The sequence below is a fragment of the Bifidobacterium tissieri genome (assembly GCF_002259645.1).
Taxonomy (GTDB): domain Bacteria; phylum Actinomycetota; class Actinomycetes; order Actinomycetales; family Bifidobacteriaceae; genus Galliscardovia; species Galliscardovia tissieri.
The window spans coordinates 156,130-173,963 of sequence record NZ_MWWV01000009.1 but is presented as its reverse complement, the minus strand read 5'-3'; the positions used below and the strand labels follow the sequence as shown (position 1 = coordinate 173,963).

The following is a 17,834-nucleotide window of genomic DNA, read 5'->3' as shown; positions in this document are numbered from 1 at the left end:
GATAGGCATATCGGCGAACGGCGGGCACGTCATGGCGACGTACCCGCCGTTCGCCACGTGAATGCCAAATGTGACGTTGATACAACACCCTCCGCAGTGGTGGGTGCAAAAGGGGTGCGGGAATGGTCAGTATTCGTGATGTGGCGCGCAAGGCGGGGGTGTCGCACCAGACGGTCTCCAACGCGATCAATTCGCCCGGCATTGTTTCACCGGCCACGCGCGAGAAGATCGCGCAGGCCATCAAGGAACTCGGATACAAGCCCAACGCATCGGCCAGACGTCTGCGCTCCGGTCGATCCGACGTGGTGGCGGTGGGCATCGCCGCGGGTGAGAACCGTGCGCCGTCGCCCATCTTCGACGAATTCCTGCACCTGCTTGCCGCCGAGGCGAACAACGACGGCAAGCAGATCATGCTGTATCCGCGCATCGACGAGCCGAGCGAGCTGCGCCATATTCAGAGCCTGATGGAACAGTCCGACGTTGACGCGATCGTGCTCAACGAACTCGAGGTGAACGACGGCCGTCCACGCTGGCTCATCGATCATGATCAGCCGTTCGTGCTGTTCGGCCGTCCGTGGAATCTCAGCAAGGAGGATGCCGACCGCATTCCGTGGGTGGATGTGGACGGCTACAGCGCGATCAAGGAGATGGTCGGCCGACTGGTCGTCGCCGGACGTCGTCATATCGGCTACATCGGATGGAACACCGGAACCGGTACGGCGCTCAATCGCTATCAGGGCTGGTACGACGGATTGGAAGAGGCCGGGCTCCTCGTCGACGGCATGTATGACGGCCGTCCGATCGACACCTGGGCGATCGGCACGATCGAGGCCATGCGGGCAGGCGAAGCTGCGGCGGCGGACCTGTACCAGCGTCATCCGGATCTGGACGCCATCGTCTGCCCGTCCGACAATCTCGCCGTGGGCGCGCTCTCCAGCATCAGCCACATCGTGAAACATGCGGTGATCGACGGCGGTCCGAACGTGAATATGCTATCCCGACCCGTGTGGGTGACCGGATTCGACGATTCCGCGCTCGCGCACGCGTTCTCGTTCCCGTCGATCCGTCAGCCGCTCGACGTGGTGGCGAAGGAACTGCTGCGCATGACACGTGAGATGCTTGCCGGGAAGCCGATCACCGACGAGCCGCACTGGCATGAGCTGCTGCAGCCGGAGTTGGTGTGGCGTCAGTCGCCGTACGCGGACGTGGAGCGGTAGGCGAATATTCGGCAGAGAGCGGCTGGATAATGGCAGCGGGTGGGTTCGGCTTAGCCGCGCCCACCCGCTTTCGGTATCTGACCGTTTGCCTGACGATCTGTCTGACGGTTATTCGGTCACTCGGCGTCGATGCCGGTGTTGTCGTTCACGTCGGCGCAGTAGAAGTTCACGTAGGAGCGGCTCGGCGTCGGACCGCGCTGGCCCTGATAGTGCGAGCCGAGCTTGCCGGAACCGTACGGGTTGTCGGCGGGGGAGCTCAGCGAGAAGAAGCACATCTGACCGATCTTCATGCCCGGCCACAGCTTCACGGGCAGCGTGCTCACGTTCGACAGCTCCAGCGTGATGTGTCCCTCGAAGCCGGGGTCGATGAAGCCGGCGGTCGAATGCGTGAGAATGCCCAGACGGCCCAGGGAGCTCTTGCCCTCAAGGCGTGCGGCGATCGACGAATCCAGCTTCACGTACTCCCACGTGGAACCGAGGATGAACTCGCCCGGATGCAGGATCCACGGGTCGCCGGGGGCCACCTCGAACTGCTCGGTCAGATCGCCCTGATTCTCGGCCGGATCCACATACGTGTACTTGTGGCTGTTGAAGACGCGGAAGAAGCGGTCCAGTCGCACATCCACCGACGCCGGCTGCACCATCTCCGGGGTCCAGGGGGTGAGCGAGATGTTCCCGCTCGCCTGTGCGGCCAGAATATCGTGATCGCTGAGCAGCATGTGATGTTCTCCTTCGCATGGGTTGCGTCGTCTGCGCCGGGCCCCGCCGTCGTTCGTCGTGGTGATCATGATGATCGGTGATCATGATGATCGTCGCGGGGCGGCATTATACGTCTAACCTGTTCAGTCTAGCCGCGGGCATGGCCCTAGCACGGGCTCGGTCTGATGTCTGATGGACTGGCCCGACGTCTGACGGCCGGCTTGTGTGGCAGTCGTTCAGCGTTTCATCTGCCACATCGCGCCCAGCACGTTCTGGGTGTCGTGCAGATCCACGTTTTTCTGATGCGCGGCCACGGCTAGACACTCGATCGCGGCGAGCACATCGCACGGCATCCGCTTGCCCTCGGCCACGCGAGCCGGACGACCGGGTGAGGTGACGATCAGACCGCTGGCCTCCAATTCCTCGTAGGCGTGCTGCACGGTGCCGAGCGAGACGCCGAACTGCTTGGCCAGTCCGCGCATCGGCGGCATGCTGGCCCCGGCCTCGAGCAGGCCGACGCGGATCAGTCCGTCGAGCTGTGAACGGATCTGTTCGAATGCGGGCGTGGCGCTGTTCAGATCGATCGTGATCAGAAAATCATCGTCATTGCCGATATCGTCGATGACGGCATCATCAACGGCGATCGGCGCTTCCAGAATCTCGGTTTCGCTGCTCATAATGACGTAACAACCTTTCCGAACGCTGATCCGTACATATTCGTGCCATCCGTGCAATCCACGAACGTCGTATCGCCGGGTCTCGCAGGCCCGCTCAAACCCGCGAGTCCGGCATAAGCCGTCCAGTGGATCTGACATATATCGTCCAACTGTACTACTTGATTAGTACGCTGCCGATCTCCATTTTGTCGATATTGCAACGGTTTCCGAGCGTGATTCTCTGCTGGCTAAGGATGTCGTCACTCCGGCGGGACAATAGAGCTGAGATGTGGGTTGCGTCGTGGCCGATTGACGGCGGTGGCGCAACGATGGAAACAACAACGAACGACGACAATGGCCGATTCCTTCGGATCATTGCCAGAGTGAGGAGGCAACATGGCCAAGATTCTGTTCATCGTGGGTTCCCTGCACAAGGACGGCTTCAACAAGCAGCTCGCCGACGAAGCCAAGGTCCTGATCGGCGACCGCGCCGAAGTGGAGTTCCTTGACTACACCAACGTGCCGTTCTTCAGCCAGGATATCGAATACCCGGCTCCCGACTCCGTGTCCGCTGTGCGCCGTGACGTGGTGCTCGCCGATGGCGTGTGGATCTTCTCTCCGGAGTACAACTACAGCTACCCGGGCGTGTTGAAGAACCTGCTCGACTGGCTGTCCCGTCCGCTGGAGCCGTTCCCGGCCGAGTCCTCCTCCGTGCTGCCGGGCAAGAAGGTGGCCCTGAGCTCCGTGGCCGGCCAGTCCGCCGGCGCCGGCACCCGTGCCAAGCTCACCGAGGTGCTGAACTTCGGCAAGGTCGACCTGCTGGGCGACCAGCTGGGCGTGACCCTGGCCCCCGAGGCTTGGGGCACCGGCAAGCTCGGACTGAGCGAGGACGACCGCAAGGCCCTGGCGGCTCAGGTGGATGCCTTCCTCAAGTTCATCGCCGAGTGAATGGCTGAATGAATCGCCGGGCGGATGGCTGAGTAGCCGCCCACTGCTATCGTCATTGACGGCGGTGGCGTCGGTAGTGCACGGCCGGCCCGCCGCGAATCGTTAGGAGGCACGCTCCCATGACTCATGGTCATGCGGAACGCGCCTCCTGTCGTATATGCGCCTCTTGTCGTATATGGCGTTCGGGATCGTTACAGGCGTTCGTTTCCTTCGTGGCTCCCGTCTGCCTACCTACTTCTGCAGCAGCGGAATGTAGTCGCCGTAGCCCTCTTCGGCCATACGGGCCAACGGCACGAACCGCAATGATGCGGAGTTCATGCAGTAGCGATGCCCGCCCAGTTCCGCCGGGCCGTCGTCGAATACGTGTCCGAGGTGGATCTGCGTGTCCGCGGTGCGAATCTCGATGCGTGGACGTCCGGGTACGCGATCGTCATCGTGCTCGGTGACCAGATCGGCGCTGATCGGCTTTGAGAACGCCGGCCATCCGCAGCCGGAATTGAACTTGTCGGTCGACAGGAACAGCGGCTGTCCGCTGACGATGTCGACGTAGATACCGGGATCGAACGTCTCATCGTATTCATTGACGAACGGGCGTTCGGTGGCCGCGTGCTGTGTGACCGCGAACTGTTCGAGCGTCAGATCCCAGATACGATCGACGTACTTCTGACGATTGCGCACATTGTGGATCTTGGCGATGTCGATGTGGCAGTAGCCACCGGGATTCTTCTCCAGATAATCCTGATGATGCTCCTCGGCGGGGTAGAAGTTGTGCAGCGGCTCGATGAGCACGGCCGGTCGACGTGGCTCGCGATCGATCAGCTGCTCGATCGCGGCGATGAACACGCTTTTCTGCACATCGTCGGTGAAGAACATGCCGGTGCGGTACTGCCGGCCGGAATCGTTGCCCTGGCGATCCACGGAGAACGGGTCGATGACCTCAAGGAACAGCAGACTCAGCGTACGCAACGTCACGCGGTCCGGATCGAATTCGACGCGCACGGTCTCGGCGGCGTCGGTCGTGCCGGAGCAGACCTGCTCGTAGGTGGGGTTCTCGGTGTTCGACTGTGCGTACCCGACCGTGGTGGTCGTCACGCCGTCCACATTGCGGAAGTACTGCTCCAGTCCCCAGAAGCAGCCGCCCGCGAAGTAGGCGGTCTGGGTCTGAGATGGGGGCTGGGCTGGGGTCTGAGTCGCGTTCGGGGATTCCTGCTGCGGTTCGCTGATCGTGTTTGTCATGCCGCCCAGTCTATGGCGGACATACGATGACGGCGCGTACTCGGTTCCAGCGGTGGCAAGTACAATGTGACGTGGTGCAGCGCGATCGGTGTGTGGGTTTGTCCGGTCGCGATAACGCATGACTGTTCGTGACTGTTTATGCGGCGGAGGGGGATCGTCAATCATGTCCGCATTGCTTCAGAAATTACGACCGCAGAATGGCCGAACCAAGCGAAAACGTGACCGGGGATCGGCGTTGAATCGTGCCACGCCGGCCGGTATGCTCATCGCCGTCGGCATCGTGTACGGCGATCTGGGCACCAGCCCGATCTACGCACCCAAGGCGCTCATGCTCGCGCAGGGCGGGCAGATGAATCGATTCCAGACGCTGGGCTCTCTGTCACTCGTGTTCTGGTTCATGATGCTGGTGGTCACCATCAAATACGTCTGTACGGCCATGCGCGCCGACAACCAAGGCGAAGGCGGCGTGTTCGCACTGTTCGCCGCCGTGCGCAAGTATTGGAAGCCGGCCGGGCTGATCGCCATGATCGGTGCCGCGGCGTTTCTGGCCGACAGCGTGTTCACGCCCGCGGTGAGCATCACGTCGGCGGTGGAGGGTCTGGCGTCGATTCCGTTCATCGGTGACAGCGGTTACTGGTCGCAGGAACTGTCGATGATGATCGCCATCGCGATCATTCTGGGTCTGTTTCTGATACAGCATGCAGGCACCAATCGTCTGGGATCGTTGTTCGGGCCGATCATGACGGTCTGGTTCACGTTCATCGCCGTGATCGGCGTCATGCAGATCACGCGCGACTGGAGCGTGCTGCAGGCGCTCGATCCGACGATCGGGCTGCGATTCCTGCTCTCCGACGAGAACAAGTCCGGCGTGGCGATCATGGGCAGCGTGTTCTTGGCGCTTACCGGCGCGGAGGCGCTGTACTCCGACATGGGACATGTGGGGCGCGGCAACATCTGGGCAAGTTGGCCGCTGGTCAACATCGCATTGATGTGCTCGTACTTCGGGCAGGGCGTCTGGATGCTTGACGGGCATATTATCAACGCCCACGGTGTGGCGCCGTTCTTCCAGATCATACCCGAGCAGATTCGCCCGTTCGGCGTGGTCATGTCGCTCATGGCCGGTGTGATCGCCTCGCAGGCGTTGATTTCCGGTGCGTTCACGCTGACGGCCGCCGCCGACGGTCTGGGATGGCTGCCGAGACTGAATATGCGGTATCCGGGCGTGACCAAGGGGCAGATCTACATTCCGTCCGTATGCGCCACGCTGGCCGTGCTGACGGTGCTGGTCGTGCTGTACTTCCAGTCGTCGGCGGCCATGGAGGCTGCCTACGGTCTTGCGCTGGTGATCGCCATGATCATGGACAGCGTGCTTCTATTCGAGTTTCTGCGGAATGTGCGCGGCAAGCGGGCGAGCGCGGTGGTGATGTGTACGGTGTTCGTGCTGGTCGAGCTGCTGTTCCTGTCCGCTAGCGTCAGCAAGTTCCTGGAGGGCGGTTACATCACCGTCGTCATTTGGGGGCTGGTGTACGGGCTATTCCACATCTGCTCGCGTGGCAGCATGCTGGAGAATTCCGAACGCGGGCACGTGCACGCCGACGATCTGTCGCATATTCTCGCCGTGAGCATGGCGGAGAAGCGGCGTGATCTGGTGGCCGATCATCTGGTCTATCTGACGCCGGACCCGAACATGAGGGACGTGGAGAAGGATATTGCGGTGAGCATGATCCATCGCCGTGCGCACACCTACTGGGTGGTGACGGTGGTGCAGCTCGGGCGGCCGTACGGTCAGGATTGGAAGGTCACATCATACGGGCGGAATCTGCACCGGGTGACCATCAATCTTGGGTATAAGGTGCCGCAGTTCTATCTGCCGCAGTTCATGCAGGCCATCATGGAGGACATGCTGGCGAATGGTGAGATCAACCGTATTAATCCGCAGTGGCCCAAGCTGGCCACCAGAAGCGAGCGGCTTGGCATCGGCAGTGTGCGGTATGTGCTGATGCATCGCGTGATCAGTCCGGAGTCCGCGCTGCCGGATTCCGATCGCACGTTGCTGCGCACCTATCAGTGGGTCAAGCGGCTGATCAGCAAGCCGGTGGAATGGTTCGGTCTGGAGACCAACGATCCGATCATCGACACCGTGTCGGTGTGGAACGGCGAGGAGTGTCCGATGCAGATGCACCGCATCGGCGAAGTGAAGAAGAAGCCGTAGCCTAGATGGTCGATAGCCGGTTTTGCGCCGGTGAGGTTGCTATCTCCGAGTTCTGTGCGGTTTTTCCGTTGTTGCGGACATCAATCTTCGAGTTCTGTGCGTGCCCAGGCGAAAACACAAAGTATGAGCATTGGAATTCCAACGCCCATACTCGGGATCGGCCGTCGCACACGCACAGAACTCGGAGATAGGTGTCTGCACAGAGGCCGAATCCGCACAGAACTCGGAGATAGGTGCTTGCTCAGGTGGGCGTTGGGGATGGTTGCCCGCGCGATGGGATGCTCGGTGCCTCGGCCCGACCGCCCAGTGCCCTCGGTCCGACTGCTCGGTGCCTGTTCGCCGTATGTATGCGTCCGATAAGCATCGTGGTGCTGCTCCGGTGCTTGTTTGGCGCGCAAGTGCCTCCGATAAGCATCGTGGCTCCGGTTCTGTGCTTGTTGGTCGTATGCGTGCGTCATATGAGCACGGAGGCTGTTCCTCAGTGCTTGTCTGCCGTATGTATGCGTCCGATGAGCACGATAGGTATGGGACCGGCACCCGTTCGCCACATATGGGTCAGGAATGAATACGAGAAAACCCCGAACCGTTGGGATTCCAACAGTTCGGGGTTTCAATCGTGCGAGCGGGGGGAGTTGAACTCTCTGGATTGCGTAACCTTGGGTCACGTAGGATTCGCTGACGTTCGGTCGCTTGGTTCTCGATGAGCGTCGATCGCACGACTGAGAGGTTGTTTGCTGATGTCTGTCACCGATTTGTCACCGGATTACTGCTCTTGGACCGGTGGCTTCTGGCTGTTGTCGCTGTCCGTGGCGTTGCCGTCTCTGTGCCGGTATGGCTGCCAGGTGATGAGGTGCGCTCCGTTCTCCGGTCGTCTTTCCTCAATGGCGTCCTTCAGGGAGTCCTCCCACGAGCTCAGGCGATGCAGCAGCTCCTCGCCCTGCCGTTTGCTGATGCCGTCTGATTCCTCGTGCTTGTGGATGCGTTCTGCTGCGTATTGCGAGGAGTGGAGATACTGGTTCCAGCTGTCCTGAAGCGTAACGGCCCGCCGCTGGCACTCGTCCATGACGTCATCGATTTCCGTCTGTTCGACGGTGTTGTACAGCAAGGGTAGGTCGACGGGAGGGTTGTAACCCAGGGCCGTAAGCAGGTCGTAGGCTTCGGTGGCCTGAAGTTTTCGATCGCCATGCTCGATGTTTATCAGTGTCGTTCTTGTCCATCGATACCCCATGAGGTTCATCTTCGCTACGACGATATCCATGCTGAGGTCTTTTCGGCTTCTTAGCGTGCTGACGTTGGAGCCGATGTTTACTGCGATGGCAGGATGGGTCATACAACGATCATAACAGCGTCGATGTGATCGCAGGCAACTTTCAATTCGTTAAAAGAACTTTCAAAGTAAGAAATTATCTAATAAAATCATACGTATGTAGTACGATTATTTAATGCCGAAAGGAGACAATCATGTACGGACGTGATCAGACCAACGGAAACGCCCCGAACGGGCTGATGGACATCGATGGGTTCTGCGCCTATGTGCCGGGGATGACAAGGGGGCGTGCCGCCCAGTTGCGGTACACGGGGAAGGGGCCCAGGTTCATCAAGCCGTCCGCGAGGATGGTGGTGTATCGGAAGGAGGATGTGGATCAATGGTTGGCCGACAGCGTGCGCGCCTCGACCGTCTCCGCCTGAACATGAAAAAACGTCCGGGCCTGCTGCAACAGGCCCGGACGCAGTAAGTCAATAAAACTCATCAACCAGTATAGTCTCGGTGTTCGATTTGTTATATCTAACATCGAGACTGCGGCGGATTGGATGCCCATGGATACCAAAATCGGGTCGAAAAAGGCCTCAGAACGTTGCAATTTCAATTTTTCCCCATTCTTCCCATTTATCCCACCACTTTTCCCACCCTCTAGGCCTTGGAATTTCAATTTTTCATCATGTATCCCACCTATGGGAGGTAAGGCAATTTTCCAAACATTGACAATGTTCGATTTTGCCCTGCCTGTCGGTCGAAGGAGGTCCTGCCATGCGTAAGGACATCGAGGCGACGCCGCTGGCCGAGATCCATGGTCGGCCTATCAGCATGCTCAATTCCTGGCTGCCGTTCGCCTGCGGACTGACCCTGTTCACGGGCCACGGGGAGACCGGCAAGAGCAGCATGGCCCTTCATCTCGCAGCGTTGGCCACCCGGGGGGAGCTCGGCTGCGTCGGCGCGTTGAGGGTTGGTCTTGTGCTTACCGAAGGGGGTGCCGCCAATGCCAGAGGTCGTCTCGAGGCGGCGGGTGCCGATATGGCCAACGTGTTTCTGCTGCGGACTCGCAACGGTGACTCTGAGCGAGATCTGGATGGGGTCGTTGACTTGAATACCCGATTCGACCAGCTTCGCCAACGATGTGAGGAGAACGGGATTCGTATGCTGGTGCTGGACTCCCTGGCCGAATGCATGGGGGCCATCGACCAGAACCAGCATGGGCCCGTGTCCGGAATCATCACGCGTCTGAACCGGTGGAGCGAGGAACGTGGGGTGGAGATCATCGGCATCCACCATGACGGCAAGGCGAACAGGCCCAGCAGACAGGCACCGATCGGTGCCAGCGCGTTCGTGGACAAGTCACGGGTTGTGATCAGCTTCGTCCGGAACGGGGAGGATGGCGATTGCTATCTTCACGTTACGAAGCGCAATGACGTTCCGGGGCATCCCACCTTCAGATTCCGGCTTGGCGGCAGAGAGGGGGAGTCCTCGGCCTTCCCGGTCGTCACGGAGCTTGAAGAGCAGCATGACGCCGATTGGGAGTCCATCAAGACCATGTGCGTTGAACGCACCGCCGGGTCCCTCAGCCCGGAGGATATGAGCGATGCGGCCGGTGCCCTAGCCAGCATCCTGAACCGGCATGGAGGGTTCATGTACTCGTTCGATCTGAAGAACGAGGCATTGAAACGCTACCGCATGTCTCCCTCGGCCCAGGGCCGAGCCCGCAAGAAAGCCGGGATCAAGGGCGTGCGCACCCCGGGGTTCGGATGTTCGCACTCGGTCTGCACTTGGGAATGGACCCCCAGGGAGGAGGCTCTGGCATGGGCCGAGCGGCACCCGATAGTGGACTCCCCCGCACGGCCTCGCTCGACTTCGGAGAAGGGGAACGGCTGATGGGGTCTGTCCTCGCATACATGACCGCGCGTAAGGAACGACGGTACGAGGTTTACTACCGTGACGATCAGCACGTCGCGCATCACAAACGCGGTTTCAGGACCAAAAAGGAGGCTCGCGCCTATCTGGCCGCGAACGAAGTGGCCGTGGAAAACGGCACCTACGTGGATCCGGGTGCTGGCCGTGTGACGATATCCGTGATCGGCACGAAGTGGATCGAGGGTCATAAGGCCATCTGGAAGCCCTCGTATCTGCGCAGCGTGGAGACCTCGTGGAAAGTCCACGTTGAACCACAGTGGGGTGAGCGCAGCCTGAAAAGCATCCGACATTCGGAAATCCAGACATGGGTATCGGCCATGTCGCAGCGACGGTCGGCGACCGTGGTCCTGCGAGCGTACGGCATCATGAAGGGAATCTATGACATGGCCGTTGAGGATCGGCTGATTGCGAACGCTCCCACGTCGAAGATCCAGCTTCCCCGGAAGAAGCCCCGGGGAAGGGTATCTCTGACCCCTCGGCAGCTGTTGGATCTTGCCGATGCCAGCGGACGGTACCGGGCGCTGGTACTGCTTCTGGGCTTCTGTGGGCTGCGGTGGGGGGAGGCCACGGGACTGCTGGTCAGGGACGTGGATCTTGAAAACAAACGCATCAGCGTTGGCAGAAGCGCCACATGGGTCGGCTCGGAGGTACGGACCGGAACCCCGAAGAGCAATGCCCTTCGGCAGGTGGGCATGCCGAATCTGGTGGCCGACGCGCTGCGGAAGCAGGCCAAGGGCAAGAATCCCGACGATCTGCTGTTTCCCAGCGAATCCGGCGGGTATCTGCGCCAGCAGAGCGCAGCCAAGGGACACCGTGGGTGGTTCGCAACGGCCGTGGAGAGGTCGGGAGTCCCCGTGTTGCGCATACACGACTTGCGGCACACCGCAGCGAGCATCGCCATCAGCAGCGGTGCCAGCCCGAAGTACGTGCAGCGAATGCTGGGGCATAAATACGCCTCGACCACGCTGGACACATACGCGGATCTGTACGATTCGGACGTCGATCGCGTGGCCGAGAGCGTGGACCGGTTCATCGCGAAGGATGTCTCCTAGGCGTTGCCGCGGACGGTGACAGTGGTCTACGCCTTGCGGACGGTGGTCCGGTAGTCGTCGCACATGCGGCCGATCACGTCGGTCAGGCGGTTGACCTCGGCGCGCAGGTCGGCCACGGCGAGCATGGTCGGCAGGTCGCCCTCGTTGACGCGGCGGGCGATCTGGTTGACGTTCACGCCGATGGGACGCAGCTGTCGCAGGACCTGTTCGGGGTCCCAGGTGGTCTCCACGACGCGCACGGATCCGTCGGTGAGCATCTCCCGGGCGAACCTGCCGAACTGCGCGGAGGCCCCGCGTCCGCGCGCCCACAGCTCGTATGTCTCGGTCACGGTGGCCCATTCCTCGGGCGTGAACGTGACCGTGCGGCGGACGTTCCGGCGTCGTCCCCCAACCCAGTTCACGCGTCGCTCCTCGTCGTTCCACGCGGCTTCGTCGTCGTCCGGAGGCTCCGCCGACTATGGGGTCCGGGTCTCCCGGTCTGGCCCGCCTGCGGCGGGCAAGCGGCAAGTGTACGTACACTTGCTATGCTTGCTACTCCCGAAACGGGCCTTCGTTTTCCTGGCATCTCGTTCTGGATCTCGTGATTGTCGTCGTGCATGTCCGCCCTCCCGTCGTTCGGTCCTGATTGCGCTGATGCGATCAGGCGCCCGCCCGTATCGCTGCGTCAGCGTGATCGATTGTCGTCCGGCTGGCTCGTATCGGGTTTGGAAAGCAAAGGACCGTCCGAGAGGGGCCCCGATTGTTCTGACGCCTTCCAGATCTCGGGACAATCGTTCGGCTGCTGGGTTCATCGTGTGGGGTGGACTGTCCACGATGTCCTGGGTCGCCATGTTCTCGCGGATGCCCCTTCCTGCAAGGCCCACGATGTGGCGCGGATCATCATCGTGCTTGTCCGGTCGTTTGACGATGCTGCTCTTCCCGTCGGCAGTGACCTTGCATCGGTCAATGAATCCGCCCATCACGCATCTTCCGATGGCCGCGTGATCGTGTGGATGCGCAATGGGCTGCCCTCGATGGATCCCGGGAGCGCTGCGGTCGCGAATCTTCCTGCTGGACTGCGGCTCCTTGGTCTTGCTCGCATTGGCTTCGTCAATGCGAATGAATGGATGGTCCTGGACGGCTGGCTGCCACGGTTTCAGGGGCATCGGTGGCGTATGCGGGACGATGGCGTCTCGCAGCGACGGGCACGGTCTGCGATCGAACCTTTGGAGCCTCGTCTTCTACGGAAAATGACGGCGGTTTCTTCTCCGGGACTCCGCCCCGCACCCCGCTCAGGGAGCAAGCTCCCCGAGACCCCAAGGGCGCTACCGCGCGACCGCTTCGCTGGGTCGCTTGCTTCATGCGACGGCTTGTCACTCTGGTGCCTCTTCGGTGGATACAGGACGATAAAAACGAACATGTAATTTGTTATATTTATTGGACTCTTACAAAATGGTGAGATAAATGAGAAAGATTGAAATTGCAACGATTAGAAGGTGGGATATACGTGGGATAAATGGGAAGAGTGGGGAAAAATTGAAATTGCAACGTTTCTGGGTGCTTTTCGGGCGTTTTTCCGGCCAGATGAGGCCAATGTTCGCCGTTTCTGGTTGTGACTTCTAACATTTCAGCCGGGTGGTTTCGCCCGTCCGCCGGTGTCGGAGACCCCTGAAGTGGGATGCGGCATACTCTGTCCATGGTCCACTCACCTCGTTTTGGCTCATGATCCACGCCCTTCGTTCACGGCATAAGGGCCTGAATCAGGCGATGCGAGGTGAATTGTAAAAGTTTTGTCACCATTTTTGTCACCAAAGCACCTAATCTGCAAAACGAAAAAGACCGAAACCGTTGAAATTCCAACGATTTCGGTCTTTTTTCAATCGTGCGAGCGGGGGGAGTTGAACCCCCACGAGCATACACTCACTGCCACCTGAAGACAGCGCGTCTACCATTCCGCCACGCTCGCAGACAAGTGATTAATTTAGCACTGCCTTCCTGGATTGTACAAATCGGCGTGTCGCGCGCGTCGAGGGTGACTGATGGGTGCGATCGGCGTCAGATCCAGTCCACGGTATGCCCGGCCGCTGCCTCGAAGTGATAGACCGCGCAGCCCAGTCCCACGTGGGCGAACAGGCCTTCGGTCGCCTGCGCGCCCACCGTGCCGTCGGTCTTCAGCGTGAAATGGAACGGCTGCTGGCTGAGCGAGGTGGGGGCGAGCATTGCCGCCTCCATGCCCTTACGGAACCAGTCGGGCATATCCTCGCCATCGGGAAGCGTGCACAGCTCCTCAATCGGCTTGCTGCGATGCTTGCCTCCGGGGCGGGCGCCATGGCCGAATGCCAGCACCCACACGATCTTCTCGCCGGGAGCGAGAGTCCACCACGGGTCCGTGACGTTCATCGCGCCATCAAGCACCGCCCACGAAGTGGCCAGACCGAGCTGCGTGGCCTTCAGAGCCAGGCGCTCGCCGTAGTAGCCCACGGTCTGCTGCAGTGCGATTTCGCCGGGGTCGGTGGCGGCGATGTCCTCCGCGCCCTCCTTGGTCCAACCGGAATCGGCGAGGGCGGTCGACGTGGAGTCCACGGATGCGGCGGCCTCGGAGCCCTTGGCGAGCACTGCGGCCGGGGATCCGATCAGCGCGATCGCATTGTGCACGCCCTTGAAGCGTCCATAATGCGTTTTCAGGCCCAGAAACGCGTCATCCAGTCCGGTGACCATCTGCGTATGCAGCCCGCTTTCGGCGTTGCATGCGTCGATCTCCTGCCGGAGTGCGGCGATCGCGTCGTCGGCAACCGGTTCGTCGGTGTACATGCGGATGGCGTGGCGGGCCTCCATCGCTTCGATCAGATCCATGTCTTCCTCTTCGTGTTCGTATGGCTGTGCCAGGTAGGCGTCGATGGGCATCGATTGGTGATGCCTCGAAACGACTACTGCTACTGCGATTGTAGGTGTTCCCCGAGTCCGTTTTTCAACGATGACTCAACGATGGACGATGATGCACGAGGGTTCGTCAGCCGTTCACCCACGCGACCCGTTGGCGTAGAAGCGGGCGAGCGTTTCCTTCTTGTATTCGTCGAAATATCCGCCGGTGATCGACTCGCGGATCTCGTCGAGCAGTCGTACGAAGAAACGTTCGTTGTGGATGGTGGCGAGCGTGCATCCGCTCATTTCGCGGGCCTTGAGCAGGTGGTGAAGGTAGGCGCGTGAATAGTGCGCGCAGGTGTAGCAGTCGCAGCCTTCCTCAAGCGGACCGAAGTCGTGCTTGAGCGCGGTGCGCAGCACGTTCCAGCGGCCGTCGCGCGTGTAGATCGCTCCGTTGCGCGCGGTGCGGGCGGGGGCGACGCAGTCGAACGTGTCGCCGCCGTTCTCCACGCCGGCGAAGATGTCGTCCACCGCGGCGATGCCGAGTACGTGACGGGGGCGCAGTTCCGGCATTTCATCGCAGATCCACGCGCACGTGTTGCCAAGCAGACGCTTTTCGATCGCGCCGCCGATGCCCACGCCGTCGAAGTCGAGCGAGGCGATCTGCTGGGCCGCGTGGCGGCGCAGATCCTCATAGTTCGCGCCCTGCACCACGCCGAACAGCGCCTGATACGGCTTGCCGAGACGGGTTTCCGTCAGTCGCTGGTGTTCGGCGACGCATCGCTGCGCCCAGCGGTATGTGCGTTCCACGGATTCCACCTGATAGCGGCGGGTGTTCATCAGCGTGGTGAGCTCGTCGAATGAGAACATGATGTCGGCGCCGATCTTGTGCTGGATGCCCATCGAGATCTCGGCGGAGAAGCGGTGCCTGTCGCCGTTGAGCGGGGATTTGAACGTCACGCCGTCCTCGTCCACAAAGGCGAGTCGTTCCTTGCCTTCGGCGATCACGTCGTCGGATTTGAGTCCCTTGACGTCCATGGCGAGCGTCTTCTTGAATCCGGCGCCGAGTGAGAGGACCTGGAATCCGCCGGAGTCGGTGAAGGTGGGTCCATGCCAGTTCATGAATTTGGCGAGACCGCCGGCCTCGTCGAGGATGTCCTCGCCAGGGCGTTCGAACAGGTGGAACGCGTTGGCAAGCGTGCACTGCGCGCCAAGGGCCTTGAGCTGTTCGGGCAGCATGGCCTTCATGGTGGCCTGTGTGGCGACGGGTACGAATGCCGGGGTCTGGATGTCGCCGTGCGGCGTGTGGATGATGCCGCTACGTCCGTGACGGAAGCCGTTGCGGCCGAGTCCGTCGGGCGTGGGATCGAGTCGTCGGGTGATCTCGAAGCTGAATTCACTACGATCGCCGGGCTTGCCGGGTGCCGCTCCACGCGGGTGTTCCACAAGATCGATGGGGTTCTGGTTTACATCAACGTCTGTCATGACTACCACTCTAAACGAAGGGCGATGACCGGGAAAAAGCAGAGGATTCGATTACAGCTTTCAAATAACGTTCAGGAAATATCCAGACGTAACGCTTTAACTCTTAGGTAGTTCAAACGTATGCGCGGGGAAACATGACGCGCGCCCGCGCGAGACCTCGAATAGCAAGGAGCAGCAATGGCTGACACGAACAATGGTTCCACCCCTTGGGGGCAGCGTCCTGACAATGAGCCGTGGCCCTCGGTGAATGGCACTGACAACGATTCCAATTCCAACGATTCCCAGATCAACGAATCCGCATCCGAAGCACAGAACCCGACTTCCGGCACTGCCGTCGGTTCATCCGCGGATTCCAACGAACGCCCGACCGAGGCGATCAATCCGGTCGCCGCCCGCGACGCGCAGGCCACGCAGGTGCAGCGTCCCGCATCGTCGCCCGCTTCGGCTCAGACCCAGGCGCCCGCCCCGCAGCCGAACCAGTCCCAGCAGTCGCTACCGCTGTACGGTGCCTACGCTCCGCAGGGATCGTCGCAGCAGTACGGGCCCCAGCACAATCAGTACAACGCTCCGCAGTCTCCGGCTCCGCAGACGCCGAACGCCCCGCAGAATGCCCAGCCGCAGCCGAATCAGCCGAGCCGCCCTCAGCCGGAATACGGCCAGTACCGTCCGGCACCGGAATTTGGTGCCTACGGACCGGTGCCTCCGCAGAACCAGCCCGACAACAACGCGCAGCAGCCGAGTGCTGGTAATGGCAATTCCGGCAACGGTAACGGCAATGGCGGCAACGGACTCCCGCCGCGCAACGGCTCCCCGTTCAACCCGTTCCGCGGCCCGCAGAATCCGCAGGGTCCGGGCAATTCCGGCAACGGTGCTCCCGGACAGAATCCGAACGCGCAGGGCGGCAAGCCGAGCGGTGCCGTCTCCCACATCGTCACCGGTGCCGTGGCCGCAGTGGTGGCCGCCGCACTGAGCCTTGGCGTCGGATTCGCCGCCATCTCCAACGGCTGGGTGTCCAGCCCCACCTCGTCGTCGCTGAGCTCGCTGAGCAACTCCTCCGGCTCCGGCACCGCCAAGGCGGAATCCGGTGACGCCGTCGATTGGACCGCCGTCGCCAAGAAGGTGTCCGGTTCCGTGGTGGCCATCCAGACCGAGATCCAGTCCGGCGGCCAGACCGGCGTGGCCAAGGGCTCGGGCGCGATCATCTCCAAGGACGGTGCCATCGTCACCAACAACCACGTGGTCTCCGGCGCCAAGCAGATCCAGGTGACCTTGTCCGACGGCTCGCTGTACGAGGCCGACGTGGTCGGCACCGACGTGACCACCGATCTTGCGGTCATCAAGCTGAAGAACCCGCCGAGCGACCTGACCGTCGCCGAATTCGCCGACTCCGACAACCTCGCCGTGGGCGAGGACGTGATGGCCATCGGCAACCCGCTTGGCTATGAGAACACCGCCACCACCGGTATCGTGTCCGCCCTCAACCGTCCCGTCACGGTGATGGATGAGGAGAACAACGAGATCGTCACCAACGCCGTGCAGCTCGACGCCGCCATCAACCCCGGCAACTCCGGCGGCCCGACTTTCAACGCGGCCGGTCAGATCATCGGCATCAACTCGTCGATCGCCACGTCGTCGTCCAGCTCCAGCTCGTCCAGCTCCAGCGGCTCGATCGGCATCGGCTTCGCCATCCCGTCGAATCTGGTCAAGCGTGTGACCAGTGAGATCACCAGCAGCGGCTCGGTGAAGCACGTCGCGCTCGGCGTGACCGTGAAGACCGACACCGCCACGGCCGACGGCACCACCCGCGCCGGCAGCTCCGTGCAGAGCGTGGTCTCCGGCGGCCCCGCCGACAAGGCCGGTGTGAAGCAGGGCGACGTGATCGTGGGCTACAACGGCAAGACCGTCGGCTCCAACGCCTCGCTGCTCGGCTTCGTTCGCGCCACCGCGCTCAACGACACGGTGAAGCTCACCGTGGTGCGTGACGGCAAGACCATTGAGCTGAACGTCACCATGGATCAGGAGGAAAGCGCCGTGAACGGCTCCAACCGATCCGAATCCAGCAATGGCAGCAGCGGCAACAGCCAGAACAACGGCAATAACGGCAGCAACGGTGACAGCGGTAACAGCACCGATCCGTTCAACTTCGGCTGGTGATCGCCGACCGGTTGCGCTAATCCGCTGATCGCAGGGCCTCGAACCTTTTCCGGTTCGAGGCCCTTGTTCGTATGCGCAACCGATCGCGTCACCGATCGCTCCACGCGGGGACGGCGAACGACGAGGGGTGTTGTTATCGTCGATCAC

14 protein-coding genes and 1 tRNA gene are annotated in these 17,834 nt (G+C 61.4%); 7 read left to right on the top strand and 8 right to left on the bottom strand.

The features are described 5' to 3' along the window. Positions 1-122 precede the first annotated feature (122 nt). The gene (locus tag BTIS_RS07580; RefSeq protein WP_094664177.1) at positions 123-1,217 is read left to right on the top strand and encodes a LacI family DNA-binding transcriptional regulator; all 1,095 of its coding nucleotides are present in this window, start codon (positions 123-125) and stop codon (positions 1,215-1,217) included. Positions 1,218-1,333: 116 nt separating this feature from the next. Here the strand turns inward: BTIS_RS07580 and dcd are convergent, their stop codons facing one another. Next, positions 1,334-1,936 (bottom strand): dCTP deaminase, encoded by a 603-nt coding sequence (gene dcd / locus BTIS_RS07575; protein WP_094664175.1) that lies wholly within the window; start codon positions 1,934-1,936, stop codon positions 1,334-1,336. A 216-nt stretch (positions 1,937-2,152) separates the two neighbouring features. Beyond that, entirely contained in the window at positions 2,153-2,593 is a 441-nt protein-coding gene (locus BTIS_RS07570) for a GntR family transcriptional regulator (RefSeq protein ID WP_158216870.1), read from the bottom strand. A 375-nt stretch (positions 2,594-2,968) separates the two neighbouring features. On the opposite strand from BTIS_RS07570, the gene BTIS_RS07560 reads away from it, so the two are divergent. Then, on the top strand, positions 2,969-3,520 hold the full coding sequence (locus BTIS_RS07560; protein ID WP_094664169.1) for an NADPH-dependent FMN reductase: 552 nt from the start codon (positions 2,969-2,971) through the stop codon (positions 3,518-3,520). A gap of 231 nt (positions 3,521-3,751) precedes the next feature. Here the strand turns inward: BTIS_RS07560 and msrA are convergent, their stop codons facing one another. Further along, positions 3,752-4,756: a peptide-methionine (S)-S-oxide reductase MsrA gene (gene msrA / locus BTIS_RS07555; protein WP_094664167.1), complete on the bottom strand. Its 1,005-nt coding sequence runs from the start codon at positions 4,754-4,756 to the stop codon at positions 3,752-3,754. Positions 4,757-4,919: 163 nt separating this feature from the next. Here msrA and BTIS_RS07550 point away from each other — a divergent pair, with 163 nt between their 5' ends. Next, positions 4,920-6,968 (top strand): KUP/HAK/KT family potassium transporter, encoded by a 2,049-nt coding sequence (locus BTIS_RS07550; protein WP_158216869.1) that lies wholly within the window; start codon positions 4,920-4,922, stop codon positions 6,966-6,968. Between the two features lie 763 nt (positions 6,969-7,731). Here the strand turns inward: BTIS_RS07550 and BTIS_RS07545 are convergent. Further along, a complete protein-coding gene (locus BTIS_RS07545) occupies positions 7,732-8,226 on the bottom strand; it encodes a hypothetical protein (protein WP_143248905.1) in 495 nt (164 codons plus the stop codon). A gap of 203 nt (positions 8,227-8,429) precedes the next feature. Here BTIS_RS07545 and BTIS_RS07540 point away from each other — a divergent pair, with 203 nt between their 5' ends. From BTIS_RS07540 to BTIS_RS07530, 3 genes are all read left to right on the top strand, one after another. Beyond that, positions 8,430-8,657, top strand: a complete 228-nt coding sequence (locus tag BTIS_RS07540; protein ID WP_245819364.1) for a helix-turn-helix transcriptional regulator — start codon at positions 8,430-8,432, stop codon at positions 8,655-8,657. A gap of 340 nt (positions 8,658-8,997) precedes the next feature. Further along, entirely contained in the window at positions 8,998-10,116 is a 1,119-nt protein-coding gene (locus BTIS_RS07535) for an AAA family ATPase (protein ID WP_094664161.1), read from the top strand. Beyond that, complete coding sequence (locus BTIS_RS07530) at positions 10,116-11,207, top strand: site-specific integrase (RefSeq protein ID WP_245819363.1); 1,092 nt, start codon at positions 10,116-10,118, stop codon at positions 11,205-11,207. Before BTIS_RS07535 ends, BTIS_RS07530 begins: the two co-directional genes overlap by 1 nt. A 26-nt stretch (positions 11,208-11,233) precedes the next feature. Here BTIS_RS07530 and BTIS_RS07525 read toward each other — a convergent pair whose 3' ends face one another. The 4 genes from BTIS_RS07525 to tgt form a co-directional block, all read right to left on the bottom strand. Further along, positions 11,234-11,608, bottom strand: a complete 375-nt coding sequence (locus BTIS_RS07525) for a MobC family plasmid mobilization relaxosome protein (protein WP_094664159.1) — start codon at positions 11,606-11,608, stop codon at positions 11,234-11,236. 1,461 nt (positions 11,609-13,069) lie between these two features. Beyond that, positions 13,070-13,152, bottom strand: a tRNA-Leu gene (locus BTIS_RS07520). A gap of 89 nt (positions 13,153-13,241) precedes the next feature. After that, complete coding sequence (locus BTIS_RS07515) at positions 13,242-14,039, bottom strand: nitroreductase family protein (RefSeq protein ID WP_158216868.1); 798 nt, start codon at positions 14,037-14,039, stop codon at positions 13,242-13,244. Between the two features lie 165 nt (positions 14,040-14,204). Further along, positions 14,205-15,533 carry a tRNA guanosine(34) transglycosylase Tgt gene (tgt, locus tag BTIS_RS07510; protein WP_094664155.1) on the bottom strand — a complete coding sequence of 443 codons (1,329 nt, stop codon included), beginning with the start codon at positions 15,531-15,533 and terminating at the stop codon, positions 14,205-14,207. Positions 15,534-15,710: 177 nt separating this feature from the next. On the opposite strand from tgt, the gene BTIS_RS07505 reads away from it, so the two are divergent. Beyond that, on the top strand, positions 15,711-17,687 hold the full coding sequence (locus BTIS_RS07505; protein ID WP_094664153.1) for a S1C family serine protease: 1,977 nt from the start codon (positions 15,711-15,713) through the stop codon (positions 17,685-17,687). The last annotated feature ends 147 nt before the right edge of the window (positions 17,688-17,834 follow it).

Coding starts and splice junctions, on each gene's coding strand:
- BTIS_RS07580 (WP_094664177.1), top strand. CDS start 123: ATGGTCAGTATTCGTGATGTGGCGCGCAAGGCGGGGGTGTCGCACCAG.
- dcd (WP_094664175.1), bottom strand. CDS start 1,936: ATGCTGCTCAGCGATCACGATATTCTGGCCGCACAGGCGAGCGGGAAC.
- BTIS_RS07570 (WP_158216870.1), bottom strand. CDS start 2,593: ATGAGCAGCGAAACCGAGATTCTGGAAGCGCCGATCGCCGTTGATGAT.
- BTIS_RS07560 (WP_094664169.1), top strand. CDS start 2,969: ATGGCCAAGATTCTGTTCATCGTGGGTTCCCTGCACAAGGACGGCTTC.
- msrA (WP_094664167.1), bottom strand. CDS start 4,756: ATGACAAACACGATCAGCGAACCGCAGCAGGAATCCCCGAACGCGACT.
- BTIS_RS07550 (WP_158216869.1), top strand. CDS start 4,920: ATGTCCGCATTGCTTCAGAAATTACGACCGCAGAATGGCCGAACCAAG.
- BTIS_RS07545 (WP_143248905.1), bottom strand. CDS start 8,226: ATGGATATCGTCGTAGCGAAGATGAACCTCATGGGGTATCGATGGACA.
- BTIS_RS07540 (WP_245819364.1), top strand. CDS start 8,430: ATGTACGGACGTGATCAGACCAACGGAAACGCCCCGAACGGGCTGATG.
- BTIS_RS07535 (WP_094664161.1), top strand. CDS start 8,998: ATGCGTAAGGACATCGAGGCGACGCCGCTGGCCGAGATCCATGGTCGG.
- BTIS_RS07530 (WP_245819363.1), top strand. CDS start 10,116: ATGGGGTCTGTCCTCGCATACATGACCGCGCGTAAGGAACGACGGTAC.
- BTIS_RS07515 (WP_158216868.1), bottom strand. CDS start 14,039: ATGGATCTGATCGAAGCGATGGAGGCCCGCCACGCCATCCGCATGTAC.
- tgt (WP_094664155.1), bottom strand. CDS start 15,533: ATGACAGACGTTGATGTAAACCAGAACCCCATCGATCTTGTGGAACAC.
- BTIS_RS07505 (WP_094664153.1), top strand. CDS start 15,711: ATGGCTGACACGAACAATGGTTCCACCCCTTGGGGGCAGCGTCCTGAC.